At 65.7% G+C, this 17,977-nt stretch carries 16 protein-coding genes; 6 read left to right on the forward strand and 10 right to left on the reverse strand.

Translation table 11 applies throughout. The features are described 5' to 3' along the window. Positions 1 to 97 precede the first annotated feature (97 nt). Together ald and B9Z03_RS19225 are read left to right on the forward strand one after the other, a co-directional pair. Positions 98 to 1,213 carry an alanine dehydrogenase gene (ald, locus tag B9Z03_RS19220; RefSeq protein ID WP_085465676.1) on the forward strand — a complete coding sequence of 372 codons (1,116 nt, stop codon included), beginning with the start codon at positions 98 to 100 and terminating at the stop codon, positions 1,211 to 1,213. Positions 1,214 to 1,464: 251 nt separating this feature from the next. Beyond that, on the forward strand, positions 1,465 to 2,220 hold the full coding sequence (locus B9Z03_RS19225; protein WP_176247560.1) for a spherulation-specific family 4 protein: 756 nt from the start codon (positions 1,465 to 1,467) through the stop codon (positions 2,218 to 2,220). A 198-nt stretch (positions 2,221 to 2,418) separates the two neighbouring features. Here B9Z03_RS19225 and B9Z03_RS19230 read toward each other — a convergent pair whose 3' ends face one another. From B9Z03_RS19230 to B9Z03_RS19250, 5 genes are all read right to left on the reverse strand, one after another. After that, positions 2,419 to 2,997 carry an OmpA family protein gene (locus tag B9Z03_RS19230; protein ID WP_085465678.1) on the reverse strand — a complete coding sequence of 193 codons (579 nt, stop codon included), beginning with the start codon at positions 2,995 to 2,997 and terminating at the stop codon, positions 2,419 to 2,421. A gap of 90 nt (positions 2,998 to 3,087) precedes the next feature. Continuing rightward, positions 3,088 to 3,654 (reverse strand): GNAT family N-acetyltransferase, encoded by a 567-nt coding sequence (locus B9Z03_RS19235; protein WP_085465679.1) that lies wholly within the window; start codon positions 3,652 to 3,654, stop codon positions 3,088 to 3,090. Continuing rightward, on the reverse strand, positions 3,651 to 4,511 hold the full coding sequence (gene sseA, locus B9Z03_RS19240; RefSeq protein WP_085465680.1) for a 3-mercaptopyruvate sulfurtransferase: 861 nt from the start codon (positions 4,509 to 4,511) through the stop codon (positions 3,651 to 3,653). The genes B9Z03_RS19235 and sseA overlap by 4 nt, the downstream gene beginning before the upstream one ends. Before the next feature lie 75 nt (positions 4,512 to 4,586). Further along, a complete protein-coding gene (locus tag B9Z03_RS19245; RefSeq protein ID WP_085465681.1) occupies positions 4,587 to 5,330 on the reverse strand; it encodes an alanyl-tRNA editing protein in 744 nt (247 codons plus the stop codon). After that, on the reverse strand, positions 5,330 to 6,364 hold the full coding sequence (locus B9Z03_RS19250) for a cysteine synthase A (protein WP_085465682.1): 1,035 nt from the start codon (positions 6,362 to 6,364) through the stop codon (positions 5,330 to 5,332). The genes B9Z03_RS19245 and B9Z03_RS19250 overlap by 1 nt, the downstream gene beginning before the upstream one ends. 260 nt (positions 6,365 to 6,624) lie before the next feature. Between B9Z03_RS19250 and B9Z03_RS19255 the strand changes: the two genes are divergently transcribed. After that, positions 6,625 to 7,605: an alpha/beta hydrolase gene (locus B9Z03_RS19255; RefSeq protein ID WP_085465683.1), complete on the forward strand. Its 981-nt coding sequence runs from the start codon at positions 6,625 to 6,627 to the stop codon at positions 7,603 to 7,605. Between the two features lie 9 nt (positions 7,606 to 7,614). Here the strand turns inward: B9Z03_RS19255 and B9Z03_RS19260 are convergent, their stop codons facing one another. Next, positions 7,615 to 8,805, reverse strand: a complete 1,191-nt coding sequence (locus B9Z03_RS19260; protein WP_085465684.1) for an MFS transporter — start codon at positions 8,803 to 8,805, stop codon at positions 7,615 to 7,617. Between the two features lie 148 nt (positions 8,806 to 8,953). Beyond that, positions 8,954 to 10,345 carry a DEAD/DEAH box helicase gene (locus B9Z03_RS19265; RefSeq protein ID WP_244561785.1) on the reverse strand — a complete coding sequence of 464 codons (1,392 nt, stop codon included), beginning with the start codon at positions 10,343 to 10,345 and terminating at the stop codon, positions 8,954 to 8,956. Positions 10,346 to 10,714: 369 nt separating this feature from the next. On the opposite strand from B9Z03_RS19265, the gene B9Z03_RS19270 reads away from it, so the two are divergent. Continuing rightward, the gene (locus tag B9Z03_RS19270; RefSeq protein WP_085465685.1) at positions 10,715 to 11,368 is read left to right on the forward strand and encodes a TrmH family RNA methyltransferase; all 654 of its coding nucleotides are present in this window, start codon (positions 10,715 to 10,717) and stop codon (positions 11,366 to 11,368) included. A gap of 12 nt (positions 11,369 to 11,380) precedes the next feature. Here B9Z03_RS19270 and B9Z03_RS19275 read toward each other — a convergent pair whose 3' ends face one another. After that, positions 11,381 to 11,917, reverse strand: a complete 537-nt coding sequence (locus B9Z03_RS19275; RefSeq protein WP_085465686.1) for a DUF1697 domain-containing protein — start codon at positions 11,915 to 11,917, stop codon at positions 11,381 to 11,383. Beyond that, complete coding sequence (gene ilvA, locus B9Z03_RS19280) at positions 11,914 to 13,173, reverse strand: threonine ammonia-lyase IlvA (protein ID WP_085465687.1); 1,260 nt, start codon at positions 13,171 to 13,173, stop codon at positions 11,914 to 11,916. Before ilvA ends, B9Z03_RS19275 begins: the two co-directional genes overlap by 4 nt. Before the next feature lie 180 nt (positions 13,174 to 13,353). Between ilvA and B9Z03_RS19285 the strand changes: the two genes are divergently transcribed. Both B9Z03_RS19285 and B9Z03_RS19290 read left to right on the forward strand, forming a co-directional pair. Further along, the gene (locus B9Z03_RS19285) at positions 13,354 to 14,745 is read left to right on the forward strand and encodes a TrkH family potassium uptake protein (RefSeq protein ID WP_085467762.1); all 1,392 of its coding nucleotides are present in this window, start codon (positions 13,354 to 13,356) and stop codon (positions 14,743 to 14,745) included. 86 nt (positions 14,746 to 14,831) lie between these two features. After that, a complete protein-coding gene (locus B9Z03_RS19290) occupies positions 14,832 to 15,989 on the forward strand; it encodes an alpha/beta hydrolase (protein WP_085465688.1) in 1,158 nt (385 codons plus the stop codon). A 25-nt stretch (positions 15,990 to 16,014) separates the two neighbouring features. Here B9Z03_RS19290 and ade read toward each other — a convergent pair whose 3' ends face one another. Then, positions 16,015 to 17,820 carry an adenine deaminase gene (gene ade / locus B9Z03_RS19295; RefSeq protein WP_085465689.1) on the reverse strand — a complete coding sequence of 602 codons (1,806 nt, stop codon included), beginning with the start codon at positions 17,818 to 17,820 and terminating at the stop codon, positions 16,015 to 16,017. Between the last annotated feature and the right edge of the window lie 157 nt (positions 17,821 to 17,977).

A 17,977-nucleotide genomic window follows, 5' to 3' on the forward strand; every position in this document is an offset into this window, starting at 1 on the left:
ACAACTGCATTCGCAAGGACGTTCGACCCGTTTCGTGATTACATTCGTTAACGCATGGGGAACATGGGCCACTGGCCCTTAAAACGGAGAACAGAAGATGCGCGTCGGCTGCCCGAAGGAAATCAAGAATCACGAGTATCGCGTCGGCCTCACCCCCGGCGCGGTTCGCGAATATGTGGCGCACGGCCACGACGTTCTGGTCGAGACCGGCGCGGGTGCCGGCATCGGCGCCGACGACAACGCCTACCGCGCCGCCGGCGCGAAGATCGCGAAGACGGCCGCCGAGGTGTTCGAGCGCTCCGACATGATCGTCAAGGTCAAGGAGCCGCAGCCGGGCGAATGGGTGCAGCTCCGCGAAGGCCAGATCCTCTACACCTATCTGCACCTCGCGCCCGATCCGGAGCAGACCGCTGGCCTGATCGCCTCCGGCGTCACCGCCGTCGCCTACGAAACCGTCACCGACGACCGCGGCGGCCTGCCGCTGCTCGCTCCGATGTCGGAGGTCGCCGGCCGCCTCGCCATCCAGGCCGGCGCAACCGCGCTGCAGAAGGCCAATGGCGGCCGCGGCGTGCTGCTCGGCGGCGTTCCGGGCGTGCTGCCGGGCAAGGTCACAGTGATCGGCGGCGGCGTCGTCGGCCTGCATGCGGCCCGCATGGCGGTCGGCCTCGGCGCCGACGTCACGATCCTCGACCGTTCCATCCCGCGCCTGCGCCAGCTCGACGACCTCTTCGCCGGCCGCATCCACACCCGCTACTCTACCGTGGAGGCGCTCGAGGAGGAATGCTTCTCGGCAGACGTCGTCGTCGGCGCCGTGCTGATCCCGGGTGCCGCCGCGCCCAAGCTCGTAACCCGCGAGATGCTGTCGGGCATGAAGAAGGGCTCGGTCCTCGTCGACGTCGCGATCGACCAGGGCGGCTGCTTCGAGACCTCGCACGCCACCACCCATGCCGAGCCGACCTACGAGGTCGACGGCGTGATCCACTACTGCGTCGCCAACATGCCGGGCGCCGTGCCGGTCACCTCGGCGCATGCGCTCAACAATGCGACGCTGCACTATGGCCTGCAGCTCGCCGACAAGGGCCTGAAGGCGCTCGCGGACGACCACCACCTGCGCAACGGCCTCAACGTCCACCGCGGCAAGATCACCAACCGCGCCGTCGCCGAGGCGCTCGGCTTCGAGATGGTCGAGCCCCGCCAGGTGCTTGCCGCCTGATCAGCCGCGACGCATCCTCCCAGTCGCGCCAAGGCCCGCCGGCGAACCCGGCGGGCTTTTTGCATCACCGGGAAAGGCAACTCCGCAAGATACGTTTCGCCACCAGTAATTTGATTGAGAACACTCTGGACCGCCCGCATGAGTTGTGATTCTCTGGTGGCGGAGTTCGATGGTCGAACTCCTCGTGAGGCGAGACAGCACCTATGCGTCGACTCTGCAAAACGCTCGTAGCGGCATCCATTGTGTTAGGCATGAACATGACCGCCGCGCTTGCGGTGACCGGGTGTCAGTCCATTGCCATCCCCGCCTATTTCTGGCGCACCGACAACGCTTGGAACAGAATCCTTGGCAATGCGGCGGCGCGGGCACGCGTGTCCGTCATCGTGATCCCGCCATGTTCCGATACCGGAGGTGAGATAACGCCCTGCGTCAAGCCGGGCGACAAACCAATTGCCGAATACACGGACATTATCCGGCGGGCAAAGACCGCCGGCATCAAGGTATTGAGCTACGTCTGGACCGACTATGGTCGACGAACCTACGCTTCGATTGCCGCCGAGATCAGTCGAACCAAGACAAACTACAACGTAGACGGCATATTCCTCGACGGCGTTTCCACCGCTTCGAACCACTTCACGCTTTACGCGAATCTCTCCAACTATATTCGATCGGCGCGTGGCGGATTTGTCGCGATGAATCCTGGTGTCGTGCCGAATTCGGCGATGTTGATGGCCTATGCCGACCTGCTTGTGACGTTCGAAGGCACCTACAGCACTTACGTGAACAGCTACACTGCCCAGGGATGGACGACGGCCTACCCGGCATCGAGATTCTGGCACCTCGTCCACGCGACACCGGCCACGGCGACCAGCAACGCAGTGCGGCTGTCGGAGTTGCGCAATGCGGGCGCAATTTATGTCACCGATGCCGTTCTTCCCAATCCTTGGAACAGATTGCCAAGTTACTTCTCTGCCGAGATGACCATTCTGCGCTCACGCTGCGGCTGACCTGCTGCGCGCCGAGACACGATCAGGGGAAGCACCAGACGCAGTCGGCTCCTTTGGCCCCAAGTCTGCCTCGAAGACCAAAAAAGCCGGGCTCTTGCCCGGCTTCCTCGACATCGAGATCCGCCGCCGGTTCATCCGCGGTCGTCAGATCGATCGACACTCGTCTTCTAGCTGTCGAATGTAACAGCTATGCGACGCCTAGAACGGCCGCACGACGTCCGTCACGCGCCGCAGCGTGACGCGGCGGTTGCGCCATTCCTCACGCTGCGTCGGCACCAGCAGGAACTCCTCGCCGTAGCCAACCGTTTCCAGCGCGCGGCGCGGAATGCCAAACTCGCGCACCAGCACCCGCTTCAGCGAGTCCGCCCGACGCTCGGACAGGACCTGGTTGGACGAGAACGAGCCGACCGCGTCCGTATGGCCTTCGATCAGGAACACCTCGCCCCGGTTGCGGCGCAGGATGCGCTCCATGGCGGTCGCGATATTGTCGACCTTGCCGTATTGCGACCGTGGGATCTCGGCCGAGGCGAACTCGAAATTGATCGACTGGATGTCGATCGACGGCGCGATGCGGCGGATTTCGGGGCGGCGGCGCAGCTCCTGCACGGTCACGCGCTCCTGCGGGGCGAGGCGCTTGCGGGGAGCGGCCTGCAGCTGCTGCTCGATGCGCGCCGCACTCGGCGTGGTGGCCTGGGCGAACGCCTCTCCGGTCCCGCCGATGGCGGCGGACCCCGCCAGCGCGACGGCGGCGGTGAGGAAATTGCGGCGGTTCAGCATGGTCGTCTCCTTTGCATGTCGATGCGCGACCATTGCAGCGCAAGCCTGAAAGGAAGCTGAACGATAGGTTCAGGAATCGTGCGGAAACCTTTACGGCCGCACGAGGATGTCCGCCCGTTCCGGCATGGTCAGTGGGAAGACAGTTTCCTTGACCTGCGCCACCGGCCTGAAGCCCATCTTCTGGTAGAGCGGCAGGGCCGCCGGGTGGTCCAGCGTGCAGGTCTGCACCACCACGCGTTGCGGCGACCTCGCCCAGGCCGCCTCGATCGCGGCGCCCAGGAACCACCGGCCGATGCCTTGGCCGGTCGCATTCTCCATCAGGCCGAAATAGACCAGCTCGATCATGTCGTCCCCCTCCGGGGCGAGCTCGAACATGCCGGCGGGCACGCCGTCGAGATGCAGCACGCGCACGTCGCGCTCGGGCTCGGCGAGTTTCTGCGCCAGCGCCTCGTCGGAGAGCCGCAGCGCATTCACCCAATGCCATTTCCGCCCGACGCGATCGATCAGGTAGCGGTAGAAATGGTTCGGCATGCTGCGCGCCTTGAGCAGCGCGATCGGCCGGTTGTAGGGCACCGGCGGATAATGCGCCGGAGGCGCGACCATTTCGAGAAACGTGACCGTAACGTCGATCGGAGCGGGCTTCTTCTGCGCGGTCATGCTTCGTCCTTCACCACCGGCGTGTCGGCACGGCCGCCCCACTCGGTCCATGACCCGTCGTAGAGCTTGACGTCGCGGTGCCCGAGCGTCTCCAGCGCCAGCGCCACCACGGCCGCGGTGACCCCTGATCCGCAGGAGGTGACCACCGGTTCGTTCAGGTCCACCCCGGCGGCGTCGAACGCCTGCTTCAGCTCTTCCACCGGCAACAGCTTGCCGTCCTTCGACAGCGCCAGCGCCGGCACGTTGTGCGCACCCGGCATGTGTCCGCCGCGGACGCCAGGCCGCGGCTCCGGATCCTTGCCGGCGAAGCGGCCGGGCGGCCTCGCGTCGGCGATCTGTCGACCGCCCTTCTCGACGATCTCGCGCATCTCCGCCAGCGAGGCGACCCGCCTCGGATCGAACCGGACGTCGAACAGGCACGACGCGATCTTGGTCGGCTGGTCGGTGACGAAGCGGCCTTCCTTCTTCCAGCCGTCGATGCCGCCCTCGAGCACATAGACCTTCTCCGCGCCCATCGTGCGGAACATCCACCAGGCGCGCGGCGCGGAGAAGAAGCCGGGGCCGTCATAGACCACGATCGTGTCGTCGCGCGAAATCCCCATCGATGCCGCAAAGGTCGCGAACACCTGTGGCGAAGGCATGGTGTGCGGCAGGTTCGAACCCGGCTCGACGACAAGGTCATGGTCGAAGAAGATCGCGCGCGGGATATGGCCGGCATCGTACTCGGCCCGCGCGTCGCGCCCCTGCGCCGGCAGATACCAGGACGCGTCGACCACGGACATGCCGGGATCGTTCAGGTGCTCGGCCAGCCAGGCCGACGAAACGGTGAAGCCGGTAGGTGCAGCGCTCTTGCTCATGGGCCGGTCATACACCACCGCGGGGGCGCATGCCTATCCGGCTCTTGATCGACATCGCGCGCCACTTGCGACGCCCTACCCCGCCACCACCGGCCCGAACCGCAGCCGGTAGCGCCGGTTCTCGCGCCCCTTCTTCTCGATCTTGCCGATGTGGATCTCGCCGATCTCTCCCGTGCGGGCGACATGGGTGCCGCCGCAGGGTTGGCTGTCCACCACGGCGTTCTCGCCGATGCAGACCAGTCGTATGCGCCCGGTGCCGCTCGGCGGGCGCACGTTCTTCGACTTCACCAGCCCCGGATTGGCCGCGAGTTCCTCGTCGGTGATCCAGCGGGTGAAAACCGGATGGTCGCCCCGCACGAGGTCCATCAGCCGCTCGCTGACGAGTTCCTTGGTGTAGCTCGTGTCCGGAATGTCGAGGTCGATGCGGCTGTCGTCCTCGGCCACCGATGCGCCGGTGATCGGAAACGGACAGATCACCGAGACGAGGTGGCAAGCCGTGTGCATGCGCATCAGGTTGAAGCGACGCGGCCAGTCGATCGCGAGTTTCACGCGCGAACCGACGAGCGGAACCGCCGCGCCTTCAGCCGGAACATGGATGATCTCGTCTTTCGTCTCGCCCGTCACCGTGGCCGCGATCGGAACCACGGTCCCGTCCGCAAACACCATCGTCCCCGTATCGCCCGGCTGGCCGCCCGACGTGGCGTAGAAGATGGTGCGGTCGAGGATCACGCCGCCGCGCTCGCTGACGGCCAGCACCTCGGCCTCCGCCTCCCTCAGATAGGAATCCTCGCGAAAAAGGGCGTCGGTCCTCAGCGCCATCAGTCGACCTTCTCGTAGGGCACGTCGATCTCAGGCGTCCTGTCCATCCATTGCGGGATCGGCAGGTTCTTGGTGCGCAGGAAGTCCGGGTTGAACAGCTTCGACTGGTAGCGCGTGCCGTAGTCGCAGAGGATCGTCACGATCGTGTGGCCGGGGCCGAGGTCCTTCGCCAGCCGGATCGCGCCGGCGATGTTGATGCCGGTCGACCCACCGAGGCAGAGCCCTTCCTCCTGCACCAGGTCGAAGATGATCGGCAGCGCCTCCTCGTCCGGCACCTGATAGGCGAATTCGGGTGTGAAACCCTCCAGGTTCGCAGTGATGCGCCCCTGGCCGATGCCTTCGGTGATCGAGCTTCCCTCGGACTTCAGCACGCCGTCGGTGTAGAAGCTGAACAGCGCCGCGCCCAGCGGGTCGGCGATCGCAATCTTGACGTCCTTGCTCTTGCCCTTCAGTCCCGCCGCTACGCCCGCCAGCGTGCCGCCGGTGCCGACGGCCGAGACGAAGCCGTGCACCTTGCCGCCGGTCTGGTCCCAGATCTCCTGCGCCGTCGTGACGATGTGGCCGTCGCGGTTGGCGACATTGTCGAACTGGTTGGCCCAGATCGCGCCCGCGGGCTCGGTCTTCGCAAGTTGCTCCGCCAGCCGGCCCGACACCTTCACATAGTTGTTCGGGTTCTTGTAGGGCACCGCCGGAACCTCGATCAGCTCGGCGCCGAGCAGCCTCAGCGCGTCCTTCTTCTCCTGGCTCTGCGTGTCGGGGATCACGATCACGGTGCGGTAGCCCAGCGCCTTGGCGACCACGGTCAGCCCGATGCCGGTATTGCCGGCCGTCCCCTCGACGATCACGCCGCCGGGCCGCAGAAGGCCGCGCTTCTCCGCGTCGCGGATGATGAACAGGCCGGCGCGGTCCTTCACCGACTGGCCGGGATTCATGAACTCGGCCTTGCCAAGGATCTCGCAGCCGGTTTCCTCCGACGCCCGCCTCAGGCGGATCAGGGGCGTGTTTCCGATGGCGTCGATGACGGAATTGAACATGATCGATCCTTGCCTGCTCGCCCGCTTCGGGGCTGGAGGGTGAGCAGCCCGGTTTAGAAACCAAGCCGCTTCCCCGCAAGGGAGCATTTTTCTCCGAAGCCGCCAATCGACGGCAAAATGCACCGTCGAAAGCAGCCAGCCGGAAACGAACATTCAGACTGCGATTGGCGCAGGCCACGCGGCGTTCTCGCCCCGGCACGGCTCCTTGCCTCGACCCTGCCCGCGCGATACCGATACGCCGAATGATCTGGGAGGACCCGATGGGGAGGATCGTCGCCATCTTGCTTCTGCTACTGGTCGCCGCGCTCGGCGCGCTCTATCTCCTCGGCCCGCGCGTCGCGACCGACACGACGCTGACCTTCCGCGACGCATCCATCGGCGCCGACCCCGACGCCTATCTCGCCGCCTCCGAGGCGAAGGTCGCGAACATCCGGCCGGGGCTCGCCAAGGAGATTGTCTGGGCCTATCCCGCCTCACGCGCGAAGACGCCGCTGTCGATCGTCTACATCCACGGCTTCTCGGCCTCGAAGGGCGAAGTCCGCCCTTTACCCGACAAGGTCGCCGCCGCCCTCGGCGCCAATCTCTTCTTCACCCGCCTCGCCGGCCACGGCCAGGACAACGCCGCCATGGGCGAGGCAAGCCTCAACGCCTGGGTCAACGATACGGCCGAAGCCCTCGCGATCGGCCATGCCATCGGCGAGAAGGTGATCGTCGTCGCCACCTCCACCGGCGGCAGCCTCGCCGCCTGGGCGCTCGCTCAGCCAGAGCTTGCGAAGGATGTCGTGGCGGTCGTGCTGATCTCGCCCAACTTCGGCGTCCAGGCTTCGGGCGCCGGCCTGCTCACCGGCCCTTGGGGCCTGCAGCTCGCGGAGCTTCTCATCGGCAAGGAACGCGGGTTCGAGCCGGCCAACGACTTGCAGCGGCAGCTGTGGACCTGGCGCTATCCGACCCGCGCGACATTGCCGATGGCCGCGATCGTGAAGCTCGCCCGCGCGCAATCCTATGACAAGGTAACGATCCCCGCCCTCTTCGTCGTCTCCGACGGCGACAAGGTGATCAGGCCGGACGAGGCCAAGGCCGTCGCGGCCGCCTGGGGCGGTCCGCACGAGCTCGTCGCCGTCGACGATCCGGGCGATCCATCCAGCCACGTCCTCGCCGGGGACGCCTTCTCGCCGAAGATGACCGATCCGCTCGCAGCCCGGATTGTCGAATGGATCAAATCGCTTGGGCTTGGAACCTGACTCTGCGCCTCAGTCTGCGGGCCTCGCGTCACGCGCCGGCAGATAGGCGATGAGGGCGACGGCGAGCATCGCGGCATAGAAGACGAACAGCGTGCGGTAGGCCGCCAGCGGATCGCCCGGCACTGTCGACGCTGTCACCACCGCGCCGGTGACGAACTGCATCACGCCCACCCCGCCAATCGAGAAGAAGTTCATCAGCGTGACGCCCCTGCCCGTCAGGTGCATCGGCAGGAAGGCGCGCGCATGCGCCATCAACAGCCCGTAGCTCGCTCCGGTCACGCCGATCAGCACCAGCACGACCGCATCCGCGAAGATGCCCTCGCCCGCATGCAGCGCCAGCCACAGGATGGCGCAGAGGCTCAGGCTGTTGCCGACCACCGCGACCCATTTGCGGGTCCGGAAGAACTGATCAAGCGGCCCGTAGAGGAAATTGCCCGCAACCATGGCGAGCGCCATGAACAGCGTCACCTGGCCGATGACGATCGCGGTGGCGCCATAGACGTCCGCGAGATAGGGCCCGGCCCAGAGCCCGCGTATGCCCACGGCCGGCGCATAGTTGATCGCCGTCAGCGGAATGATCGGCCACAGCACCCTCAGCCGCAGCAGGTCGAGATAGCCGGAGAAGCCGGTGTCTGCATGCTCGGTCTCGAGCTTTTCCGGATCGCGCACGAAGGCGGCAATCGCCAGCGCGACGGCCACGGTCACCACGACCAGCCCGAGCATCACCCAGCGCCAGCCGAATGCCTCGGCCGCGTTGGCAAGTGGCGACGAACCGAACACGTTGCCCGCCGAACCGACGCCGATCAGCGTCGAGGTCAGCACCGCGAACCGCGCCGGCGGAAATTCGCGTGCGAAGATGAACACCGAAGCCATCAGCACCGGCGCGCAGCCCATGCCGATCAGCACCATGGCAAGCGTGATCATCCAGGGCGCGGTGGCCGAGGCGAAGATCAGCCCCCCAGCGCCGCCGCACACTCCGAGCAGGATCGCCGCGGTGCGCTTCGGGCCGAACCTGTCGAGCGACACGCCGACGACGAACTGCATCAGCGCGAAGGCGATGAACCACGCGCCCGACGCCATCGACAGCTCGGCCTTCGTCGCCCCGAGCTCAGAGATCAGCGCTGGTGTCAGCACCGCGAGAAAGGAGCGGAAGAATTGCGACAGCACATAGGCCGCCGTCAGCGCAGCGATGCCCGCCATGGATGCGTTTCCCGGTTCGTATCGACGGCTCTGCGGCCGCCTGTGTGCCTTCCGGGGTAAACGATGACCGTGCGGGCATCAATGTGCCAACGGCCCCGCAAGGGGGCCGTCGGTTGGGTCAGCAGGCTGGACCGGAACGGGTCCGGGATCAGGCCGCGCGGGTGGCGGGCTTCGACCCGAACCCGCGGCGCTTGCCGCGGAACGGCTTGCGCTCGCCGGCGGGTGCGCCGCCGCCGGGCTTGCCCTGGGCGTTGCGATTGCCGCCGCCCTTGTGGTTGCGATTGCCCCCGTTTCCGTTGTCCTGGCGCGGCTTTGCACGCGGGTCGCGATACGGCGCCTCGCGCGGCTCGTTCTTGTTGACGGCCGGGTCCGGCTGGTCGGTGTGATCGGCGATGACGGCGATCTTCATGCGGGTGATCCGCTCGACCGCGCGCAGCTTGGCGAACTCGGCCGGATCGCACAGCGTGATCGCCACGCCGTCGGCGCCGTTACGGCCCGTGCGGCCGATACGGTGGACATAGCTCTCCGGCTCGTCCGGCAGATCGAAGTTCACGACATGCGAGATGCCGGGCACGTCGATGCCGCGCGCGGCGATGTCGGTCGCCACCAGGATGCGAACGGAACCGTCGCGGAAGTCGTTCAACGCCCTCTGGCGGGCATTCTGCGACTTGTTGCCGTGGATCACGGCGGCGTTGAAGCCGTCGCGCTCGAGGTCGCGGGTCACGCGGTCGGCGCCGTGCTTGGTGCGGGCAAAGACGATGACCGACTTCATCTTCTCGTCGGCCAGCATGGCGGACAGCACCTGCCGCTTCTGCTTGAGCCGCGCGATGACAAGGCCCTGCTTGATCTCGGTCGCCGTGGTCGACGGCGGAGCCGCCTCGACGCGGACCGGGTTCTTCAGCAGCGACTTCGCCAGTTCGGCGATCTCGTCCGGCATGGTCGCCGAATAGAGTGCCGTCTGCCGTTCGGGATGCGTTGCCTTCGACAGGCGGCGCACGTCGTTGATGAAGCCCATGTCGAGCATCCGGTCGGCCTCGTCGAGCACCAGCCAGCGCGTCTCGTTGAGCTTCACCTCGCCCTCGCGGACGAGGTCGGTCAGCCGGCCGGGCGTGGCGATCAGGATGTCGACGCCGCCCTGCATCTTCTTGACTTGGCTGTTGCGCGACACGCCGCCCAGCACCAGCGCGGTCGAAATGTGCAGGCCCTTGGCCAGCACCTTGATCGTGTCCTCGATCTGCACCGCGAGTTCGCGGGTCGGCGCGAGGATCAGCGCGCGCGCCGTCTTCGGCAGCCGTTTGGCGCCGATGGCGATGATCTTGGTCAGGATCGGAAGCGAAAACGCCGCCGTCTTGCCCGAGCCCGTCTGCGCGATCGCGATGATGTCGCGACCGGCCAGATGCGGCGGGATCGCCTTGATCTGGATCGGCTTCGGCTCGGTAAAGCCCGACGCGACGGTCGACTTCAGCAGATTGCCGGTGATGCCGAGCGCGGCGAATCCGGTCTCGGCGATATTGGTTTCAATGGTGGTTTCGGTGTTCAAAATACTCTTCTTTCGGCGGCCGTCATCGGCCGCGCGCAGAGACGGACCCGGGGCGCAACCCGACCGTCAGGGATCTGTGTGAAACGACAAGGCGGCGGAAAACCCGCTCGTTTGCGCTGTCGCGCCCGCATGCATCATGCCGCGGGGCTTGTCCGCCGGCCGTCCGAGGACAGGGCGAAACAGACGCGACGAAGTCTCATTGGAGAAAGCCGGATCACCCGGCCCAAGCGCCTATGAGGCCGCATATGGGGGATTTGCGGGGAAATAGCAATGGGGACGGTGCAAGCGAATTTGAGGTTCTAGCATCCGGCCGTAGGATAAGCTTAGAACGGCTTCAGGACAGCACGAGCGGGCTACGGGAGAACACCGATGGAAGATGTTGAGGAAAAAGCTGCTCCGCGAGCATCCGTTCGCAAACGCGCCAACGAGATCAAGGCATTCCGCTGCAAGAACCTGATCGCCGTGCTCGAAAATCCGACCGACGTGAAGAACATCGGCTCGGTGATCCGTAATGTGAACGCCCTCGGCGTCGAGAAGGTCTACATCGTCGATCCCGGCCGTTCCCTGCCCGACGATTGGCAGGAACTGCGCGAGCGGCGATCGGTGTCGAAGATATCGGTTTCCGCTGTAAAGTGGACCTTCGTGAAGCGTTTCGACAGCACGGACGAGTGCTTCGACTATCTTGAGAAGAAGAACTTCCACTCGATCGTCACCTCGCCCCACGTGAAAGGCAAGACCAGCATCTTCCTGCATGAGGGCGACTATACAGTTCATTCCAAACTGGCGGTATGGTTCGGCAGCGAATCCATGGGCATCAGCGACCGTGCCGTCGAGCGCAGCGACATGTGCGTCTCTATTCCGATGTTCGGCATGATCGAGAGCCTGAACCTCGGCACGAGTTCCGGGATCGTCCTCTACGAGGTCGCCAAGCAGCGGCGAGAGTACCAGAGTAAGTTCAGGTGGCGCAACCAGAGAGGCGAACGCGCGGTGCCGCTGCCGACTGTAATTGCGCCGGAGGAATAGCAGGCCTCCCCCTCACATCCCCTCCGCCATCTCCATCAGCTTCGCCACCGTGTTCCAGTTGCGCGCTGTGTTCGCCACGCCGATGCCCTTGTCGAACTTCTCCGCCAGCTTCGACGTGCCGAAGCCGTGCGGCGTGTGGAGATAGGCGACGCGGTCCACCACCTCGATCCGCTCGCCTTCCTTCGCCACCTCGCGCAGCTTCTCCACAGCGCCCTTGGGCGGGTCGCCCGCCAGCACCGCCGCGTGCAGGAACTTCGGCACCTCCGCCGCGCCGGGGAATGGGTTCTTCGCGATGAGTTCCGCCCACTCCTCCCGCGTTACAACATGGATGTCCTTGTCGAAGCCGAATTCCGCCTTGCAGATCGCCGCGACCTCCTTGCGCACCGTCTCGCGGCCCTTGCCGCTCGCCAGCAGCGCATTGCCGCTGTTGATATAGGTCGCGACCTTCTTGAACCCCGCCTCGGTCAGCTTCTCCCGCAACGGCTTTACCGGCAGCTGCGTCGCCCCGCCCACGCCGCGGAACAGCAGGATGTAGACCGTCTTCGTCATATCAGCAGGCCCGCCAGTGTCTCGTTCTCGGTGATATCCTGATAGGCCCAGCCGGCCGCGTCGAAGCGATGCCGCAACAGGTCGAAATTCTTGCGGTCCTTGGTCTCGATGCCGATCAGCACCGAGCCGAAATTGCGCGCCGACTTCTTCAGATACTCGAACCGCGCGATATCGTCCTCGGGGCCGAGCAGGTCGAGGAACGCGCGCAGCGCGCCTGGCCGCTGCGGGAAGCGGAAGACGAAATACTTCTTCAGTCCCTCGTAGCGCAGCGACCGCTCCTTCACGTCCGGCAGCCGCTCGAAGTCGAAATTGCCGCCCGAAACGATGCAAACCACCGTCTTGCCCTTCAGCTCCTTGCGCGAAAAATCCTTCAGCGTGTCGATCGCCAGCGCGCCTGCCGGCTCCAGCACCACGCCCTCGATGTTGAGCATTTCGAGGATGGTGGAGCAGAGCCGGTTCTCCGGCACCAGCTTCACGGCGTCTGCCGGAAAGTCCTTCAGGTGTTTCAGCGGCTCCCGGCCGATCTCGGCCACCGCGGCGCCGTCGACGAAATTGTCGACCGTCTCCAGCTTCGTCCGCCGGCCATGCGCCAGCGTCTCGCGCAGGCTGGGCGCGCCGGCAGGCTCGGTGAAGACGAAGCGCGACGTCCAGCCCGCATCGCGAAAATAGCGCGTCAGCCCCGCCGAAAGCCCGCCGCCGCCGACCGGGATGATCACGATGTCGGGCTCCCTGCCCTTCGGCATCTGCGCGGCGATCTCCTGCGCCACCGTCGCCTGGCCCTCGATGATGTCGCGATGGTCGAACGGCGGCACCATCAGCCCCTTCTCGGCCTCGGCGAAGGCGATCGCGGCGCGGTAGCAGTCGTCGAAGAAGTCGCCCACCAGCCTGATCTCGACGAACTCGCCGCCAAAGATGCGGGTCTTGTCGATCTTCTGCTGCGGCGTCGTCACCGGCATGAACACCACGCCGCGCCTGCCGAAATGCCGGCAGACATAGGCGAAGCCCTGCGCGTGGTTGCCGGCCGAGGCACAGACGAACAGTTCCGCTTTCGAGCCGCCCGACAGCGCCTTGCGGAAGAAGTTGAACGCGCCGCGGATCTTGTAGGAGCGCACCGGCGACAGGTCCTCGCGCTTCAGCAGCACGCGGGCGCCGAACTTGCGCGAGAGGTGGTCGTTCTCCTGCAGCGGCGTCGGCGCGAACAGCGCCCTCACCTCGGCTGTGGCTCGCTCCACGCCCTCGATGAATGCCGTCGCCATCGCGCTTTCCCAAAACTGTTGGTTCAAGCCGCGCCCTATTGCATATTCGGGCTACGGAAGCCACCTTCCGCGCCGCCGCCCGCCCGGCGGCGGATTTCGCAAGGCCACACGGTGCACTCTCTTTCCATCCGCGCTGCCATCCACATCTCCGCCGTCTTCGCGATCTACCTGTCGCTGGCGATGCTGATCCCGGCCGCGGTCGATCTGTTCTACGGGAACGAGGACTGGAAGGTGTTTGCCTTCTGCGCCTTCTTCCTCGGCGGCCTGTCGCTCGCCGTCGCACTCGCCACGCAGGGGCGCCCGCCGCCGGCCAACACCCGCTTCGGCTTCCTTCTCGTCAACATGCTGTGGATCACCATGGCGGTGGCCGGCGCGATCCCGCTTCTGGCCACGCCGTCGATGGACCTGTCGCTGGCGGACGCCATTTTCGAATCGGTCTCCGGCATCACCACCACGGGTGGAACGGTCATCAACGGCCTCGACAATGCTCCGCCCGGCCTGCTGCTCTGGCGCTCGCTGCTCAACTACATGGGCGGCCTCGGCGTCATCGCGCTCGGCCTGTTCCTGCTGCCCTTCCTCAATATCGGCGGCATAACCTATTTCCGCATCGAATCGTCCGACATCGCGGATCGGCCCTTCGAGCGGCTCGCGACCTTCACGATGAGCCTGATCGTGATCTACACGGTGCTCGTGGCCGCCTGCGCACTGATCTACGTCGCCTTTGGCATGCAGATCTTCGACGCGATCAACCATGCGATGTCGACGCTCGCCACCGGAGGTTTCTCCACGCACGACACATCCTTCGCACGCTACGGTGACAACCCTGCCATCCTGTGGACCGGCTCGGCCTTCATGTTCATCGGCGGCCTGCCGTTCTCGATCATGATCCTGTTCGCCGTCCGCGGCCGTGTCGATGCGCTCGGCGACCCGCAGATCAAGGTCTTTCTCGGCTATTGCGTCGTGTTTGCGGTCGCCGTGGCGATCTATCTGCGCGTCTCGACCGGCGTCCCCTTCTTCTACGCGCTGACACACTCGACTTTCAATTTCATGTCGATCATCACCACGACGGGCTTCGCCAGCGACGACTACACCAAATGGGGTCCGTTCGCCGTCGCCTGCATCTTCGTTGCCACCTTCCTCGGCGCCTGCTCGGGGTCCACCTCGGGCGGCATCAAGGCCTACCGGTTCCTGATCCTGTTCGAGCTTCTCGCCAATGGCGTGCGCCGTCTCGTCTATCCCAACACCATCCATCCGGTCCGCTACGGCGACCGCAGCGTGCCGGACGGCATGCAACGCGCAGTCGTGCTCTTCATCGCCTCTTTCTTCATGATCTGGATGATCGGCACGCTGCTTCTCTCTGCCACCGGGCTCGATCTCGTCACGGCGCTCACCGGCGCGCTGGCCTGCATCACCAATGTCGGCCCCGGACTTGGCGACATCGTCGGGCCGGCCGGCAACTATTCCAGCCTGCCCGACACGGCGAAATGGATCCTCTCTGTGCTGATGCTTCTCGGGCGCCTCGAAATCCTCGTTGTGCTCGTCATCTTCTCACCCGCCTTCTGGAGCAGGTGAGCAGCGCCAGTCCCGGCTGGACGGCAGGGGCTCGTACCGCTATCCAACCCCTGGGCATAGGGGAAGCGTCTGGGTGTGGTACAGTGATGGCGTCTGTCGGCTCGCGTTCCTGGCGGTTCACCGCCGCCGTCCTGGCGGCGGCGCTCCTCGCGTCCGGTTGCAACACAGCCCCTGAGCGCCCGCTGTTCTTCGATCCTCCCGTCGTTTCCCAGAAGGGCGTGGCGGCGACGCACGAGATCTATATCGCCACCACCCGTCGCAAGGCAGACAACCCGAAGGCCGTGTTCGACGGCCGGCGTTCCCAGGAGCATGCCTTCGCGCGCATCGATGTCTCGGTGCCGGCAATCCATAAGGTCGGCGGGCTGGAAAAGCCGAAAGGCAAGAGTCCCGACCCCTCCCGCTACTTCACCGCCCGATCGATCACTGCCTATGACGGGATTTCCACCTTTTCCAGTCATGTGAACGATGCGGCGCGGCGCGACGGCGGCCGGGTCCTCGTCTTCGTCCACGGCTACAAGACCCCCTTCGATGCCGCCGTCTACCGCGCAACGCAGATCGTGCACGATTCCGGCTACGACGGCGCGCCGATCCTGTTCACCTGGGCCTCCGCCGGCCGCGCGGTCGATTACGTCTACGACCGCGACAGCGCCAACGCCGCCCGCGACGCGCTGGAGGAACTGCTGCGCTCGCTGGCGAAGTCGGGCGTCAAGCGCATCGACATCGTGGCGCACTCCATGGGCACGTGGCTGACGATGGAAACGCTGCGCAGCCTCGCCATTGCCGGCGATCGCGACATAGGCGGCCGGCTCGGCGATGTCATTCTCGCCTCTCCCGACATCGACGTCGACGTGTTCAAGAGCCAGATGCGGCGCTACGGCGTGCCGGACAGGCCGTTCTTCGTGCTGCTGTCGGACGACGACAAGGCGCTGCGCGTCTCCAGCCTGATCGCCGGCCAGCAGCCGCGACTCGGCGAGTATCGCGACGCGAAGGAAATCGCCGAACTCGGTCTGGTCGTGGTCGACCTCACCCAGGTGAAAGCCGGCGACAGCTACAACCACACCAAGTTTGCCGACAATCCCACGCTCGTCACCATGCTCGGCGAGCGGCTGCGCAACGGCGATAAGTTCGACGGTGACACCGAAATAACCGAGGCGCCCGCCTTGCTGGCGCGCGGCGTCGGCACGGCGGCGGAGGTGATCATCACCACGCCGTTCAAGGTCTTCAACATGGTGCTGAACCAGTAGCGGCGGCCTTCCGTCCGCGCCGCTTTCACACGAACAGGTCGACCTTCTCGAAGGTTCGCACGTCGACCAGCCCGACGTCGGAGATCCTCAGTTCCGGGATCACCACCAGCGCCAGCAGCGAGTGCTGCATGAAGGCGTTGTTGAGCGTGCAGCCGCAGTCGATCATCGCCTGCTTCAGCCGTTCCGCCTTCTCCGCCACGATTTCCGCCCGTTCGTCCGACATCAGCCCGGCGATCGGCAGTTCGACGGTCGCCAGTTCCTTGCCGCCGGAATAGACCGTCGCGCCGCCGCCGATCTCCGACAGCCGGTTCACGGCGGCGGCCATGTCGGCCTTGTTGGTGCCCACCACGATGATCTGGTGGCTGTCATGCGCCACGCTCGATGCCACCGCGCAGTCCTTCGCATAGCGGAATCCGGAAACGAAGGCGTTCACCACCTGCCCGGTTGCGCGATGCCGCTCCACCACCGCGATCTGGCATATGTCGGCCTTGCGGTCCATCGCCACCAGCCCGTTCTCGACCGGCAGGTCGACCTCCAGCGCCCTCGTCGGCGCCTGGTTCTCGACCACACCGATTGCCCGCACCCTGACCGAATTCGCTCCCTTGGGTGCCGCGATATCGAACTCCGCCGCGACCTTCTTGCCGCCGACCTTCACCGTCTGCTTGGCCTTTTGCGGATAGTCGTAGGGCGGGATCTCGACCACCAGCTTTCCTGCCTCCGCGAGCTTCACGCCCCGCCCCCACACCTCGTCGATGGCGAGCTGTGCGAGGTCCGACACGATGAGGAAATCGGCGATCCGCCCCGGCGCGATGGAGCCAAGGTCGCGGTCGACACGGAAATGCTGCGCCGTGTTGAGGCTCGCCATCTGGATCGCCGTCACCGGCTTCAGCCCTTGCGCGATCGCATGCCGCACCACGCGGTTCATGTGGCCGTCATTCACCAGCGTACCGGCATTGCAGTCGTCGGTGCACAGGATGAAGTTGCGCGGGTCGATGCCCTCTTCCGTCACAGCCTTCACCTGCGCGGCGACATCGTACCAGGCCGAGCCCAGCCTGAGCATCGCCTTCATGCCCTGCCGCACGCGCGCGATGGCATCCTCGGCCCGCGTGCCCTCATGATCGTCCTCCGGCCCGCCGGCGACATAGCCGTGGAAGGCGAGGCCCAGATCGGGGGAGGCATAGTGCCCGCCGACCACCTTGCCGGCCTTCACCGTCTCGGCGATCTCCGCCACCATCAGTCGGTCGTTGTTCGAGACGCCCGGAAAGTTCATCACCTCGCCGAGCCCGATGATGTTCGGCCAGGTCATCGCCTCGGCCACGTCCTTCTCGTCCAGCGTCGCGCCGTTGTTCTCCAGCCCCGGCGCCGACGGCACGCAGGACGGCATCTGCACATGCACGTTGACGGGCATCGCCACCGCCTCGTCATGCATCAGCCTGACCCCTTCCAGTCCCAGCACGTTGGCGATCTCGTGCGGGTCGATGAACATCGAGGTCGTGCCATGCGGAATCACCGCGCGGCAGAACTCGGTCACCGTCACCATGCCGCTCTCGACATGCATGTGCCCGTCGCACAGGCCGGGCACCAGATAGCGGCCGGCGGCGTCGACGACGATGGTCTTCGGCCCGATCGCGTGGCTCGCATCCGGCCCGCAATAGGCGAAGCGCCCACCGATGATGGCGATGTCCGTCCCGGGGATGATCTCGCCCGAATGAACATTCACCCACCGCCCGTCCCGCACCACCACATCGGCATGGCTGCGCCCGGTCGCGACGTCGACCAGCAGCGGCGCCGTCAGCGCGCGCGGCTTGGGCGGATGGAAAGACGTTGTCATGACGCGACTCCTGTTTGCGCGAGCTTGCCAAGCCGTGCGGCGCGGCGCCAGAGGGGAAGACGCCGACGTCGATTGTCAGCTGCATGCCGCGCGATATATTCGCACTTCCTCCATGTCGAGGCGACAGCGTGACGACGCAGGGTACAGGCACAAGATG

Origin of the sequence: Mesorhizobium australicum (genome assembly GCF_900177325.1) — a bacterium.
Classification (GTDB): Bacteria; Pseudomonadota; Alphaproteobacteria; order Rhizobiales; family Rhizobiaceae; genus Mesorhizobium_A; species Mesorhizobium_A australicum_A.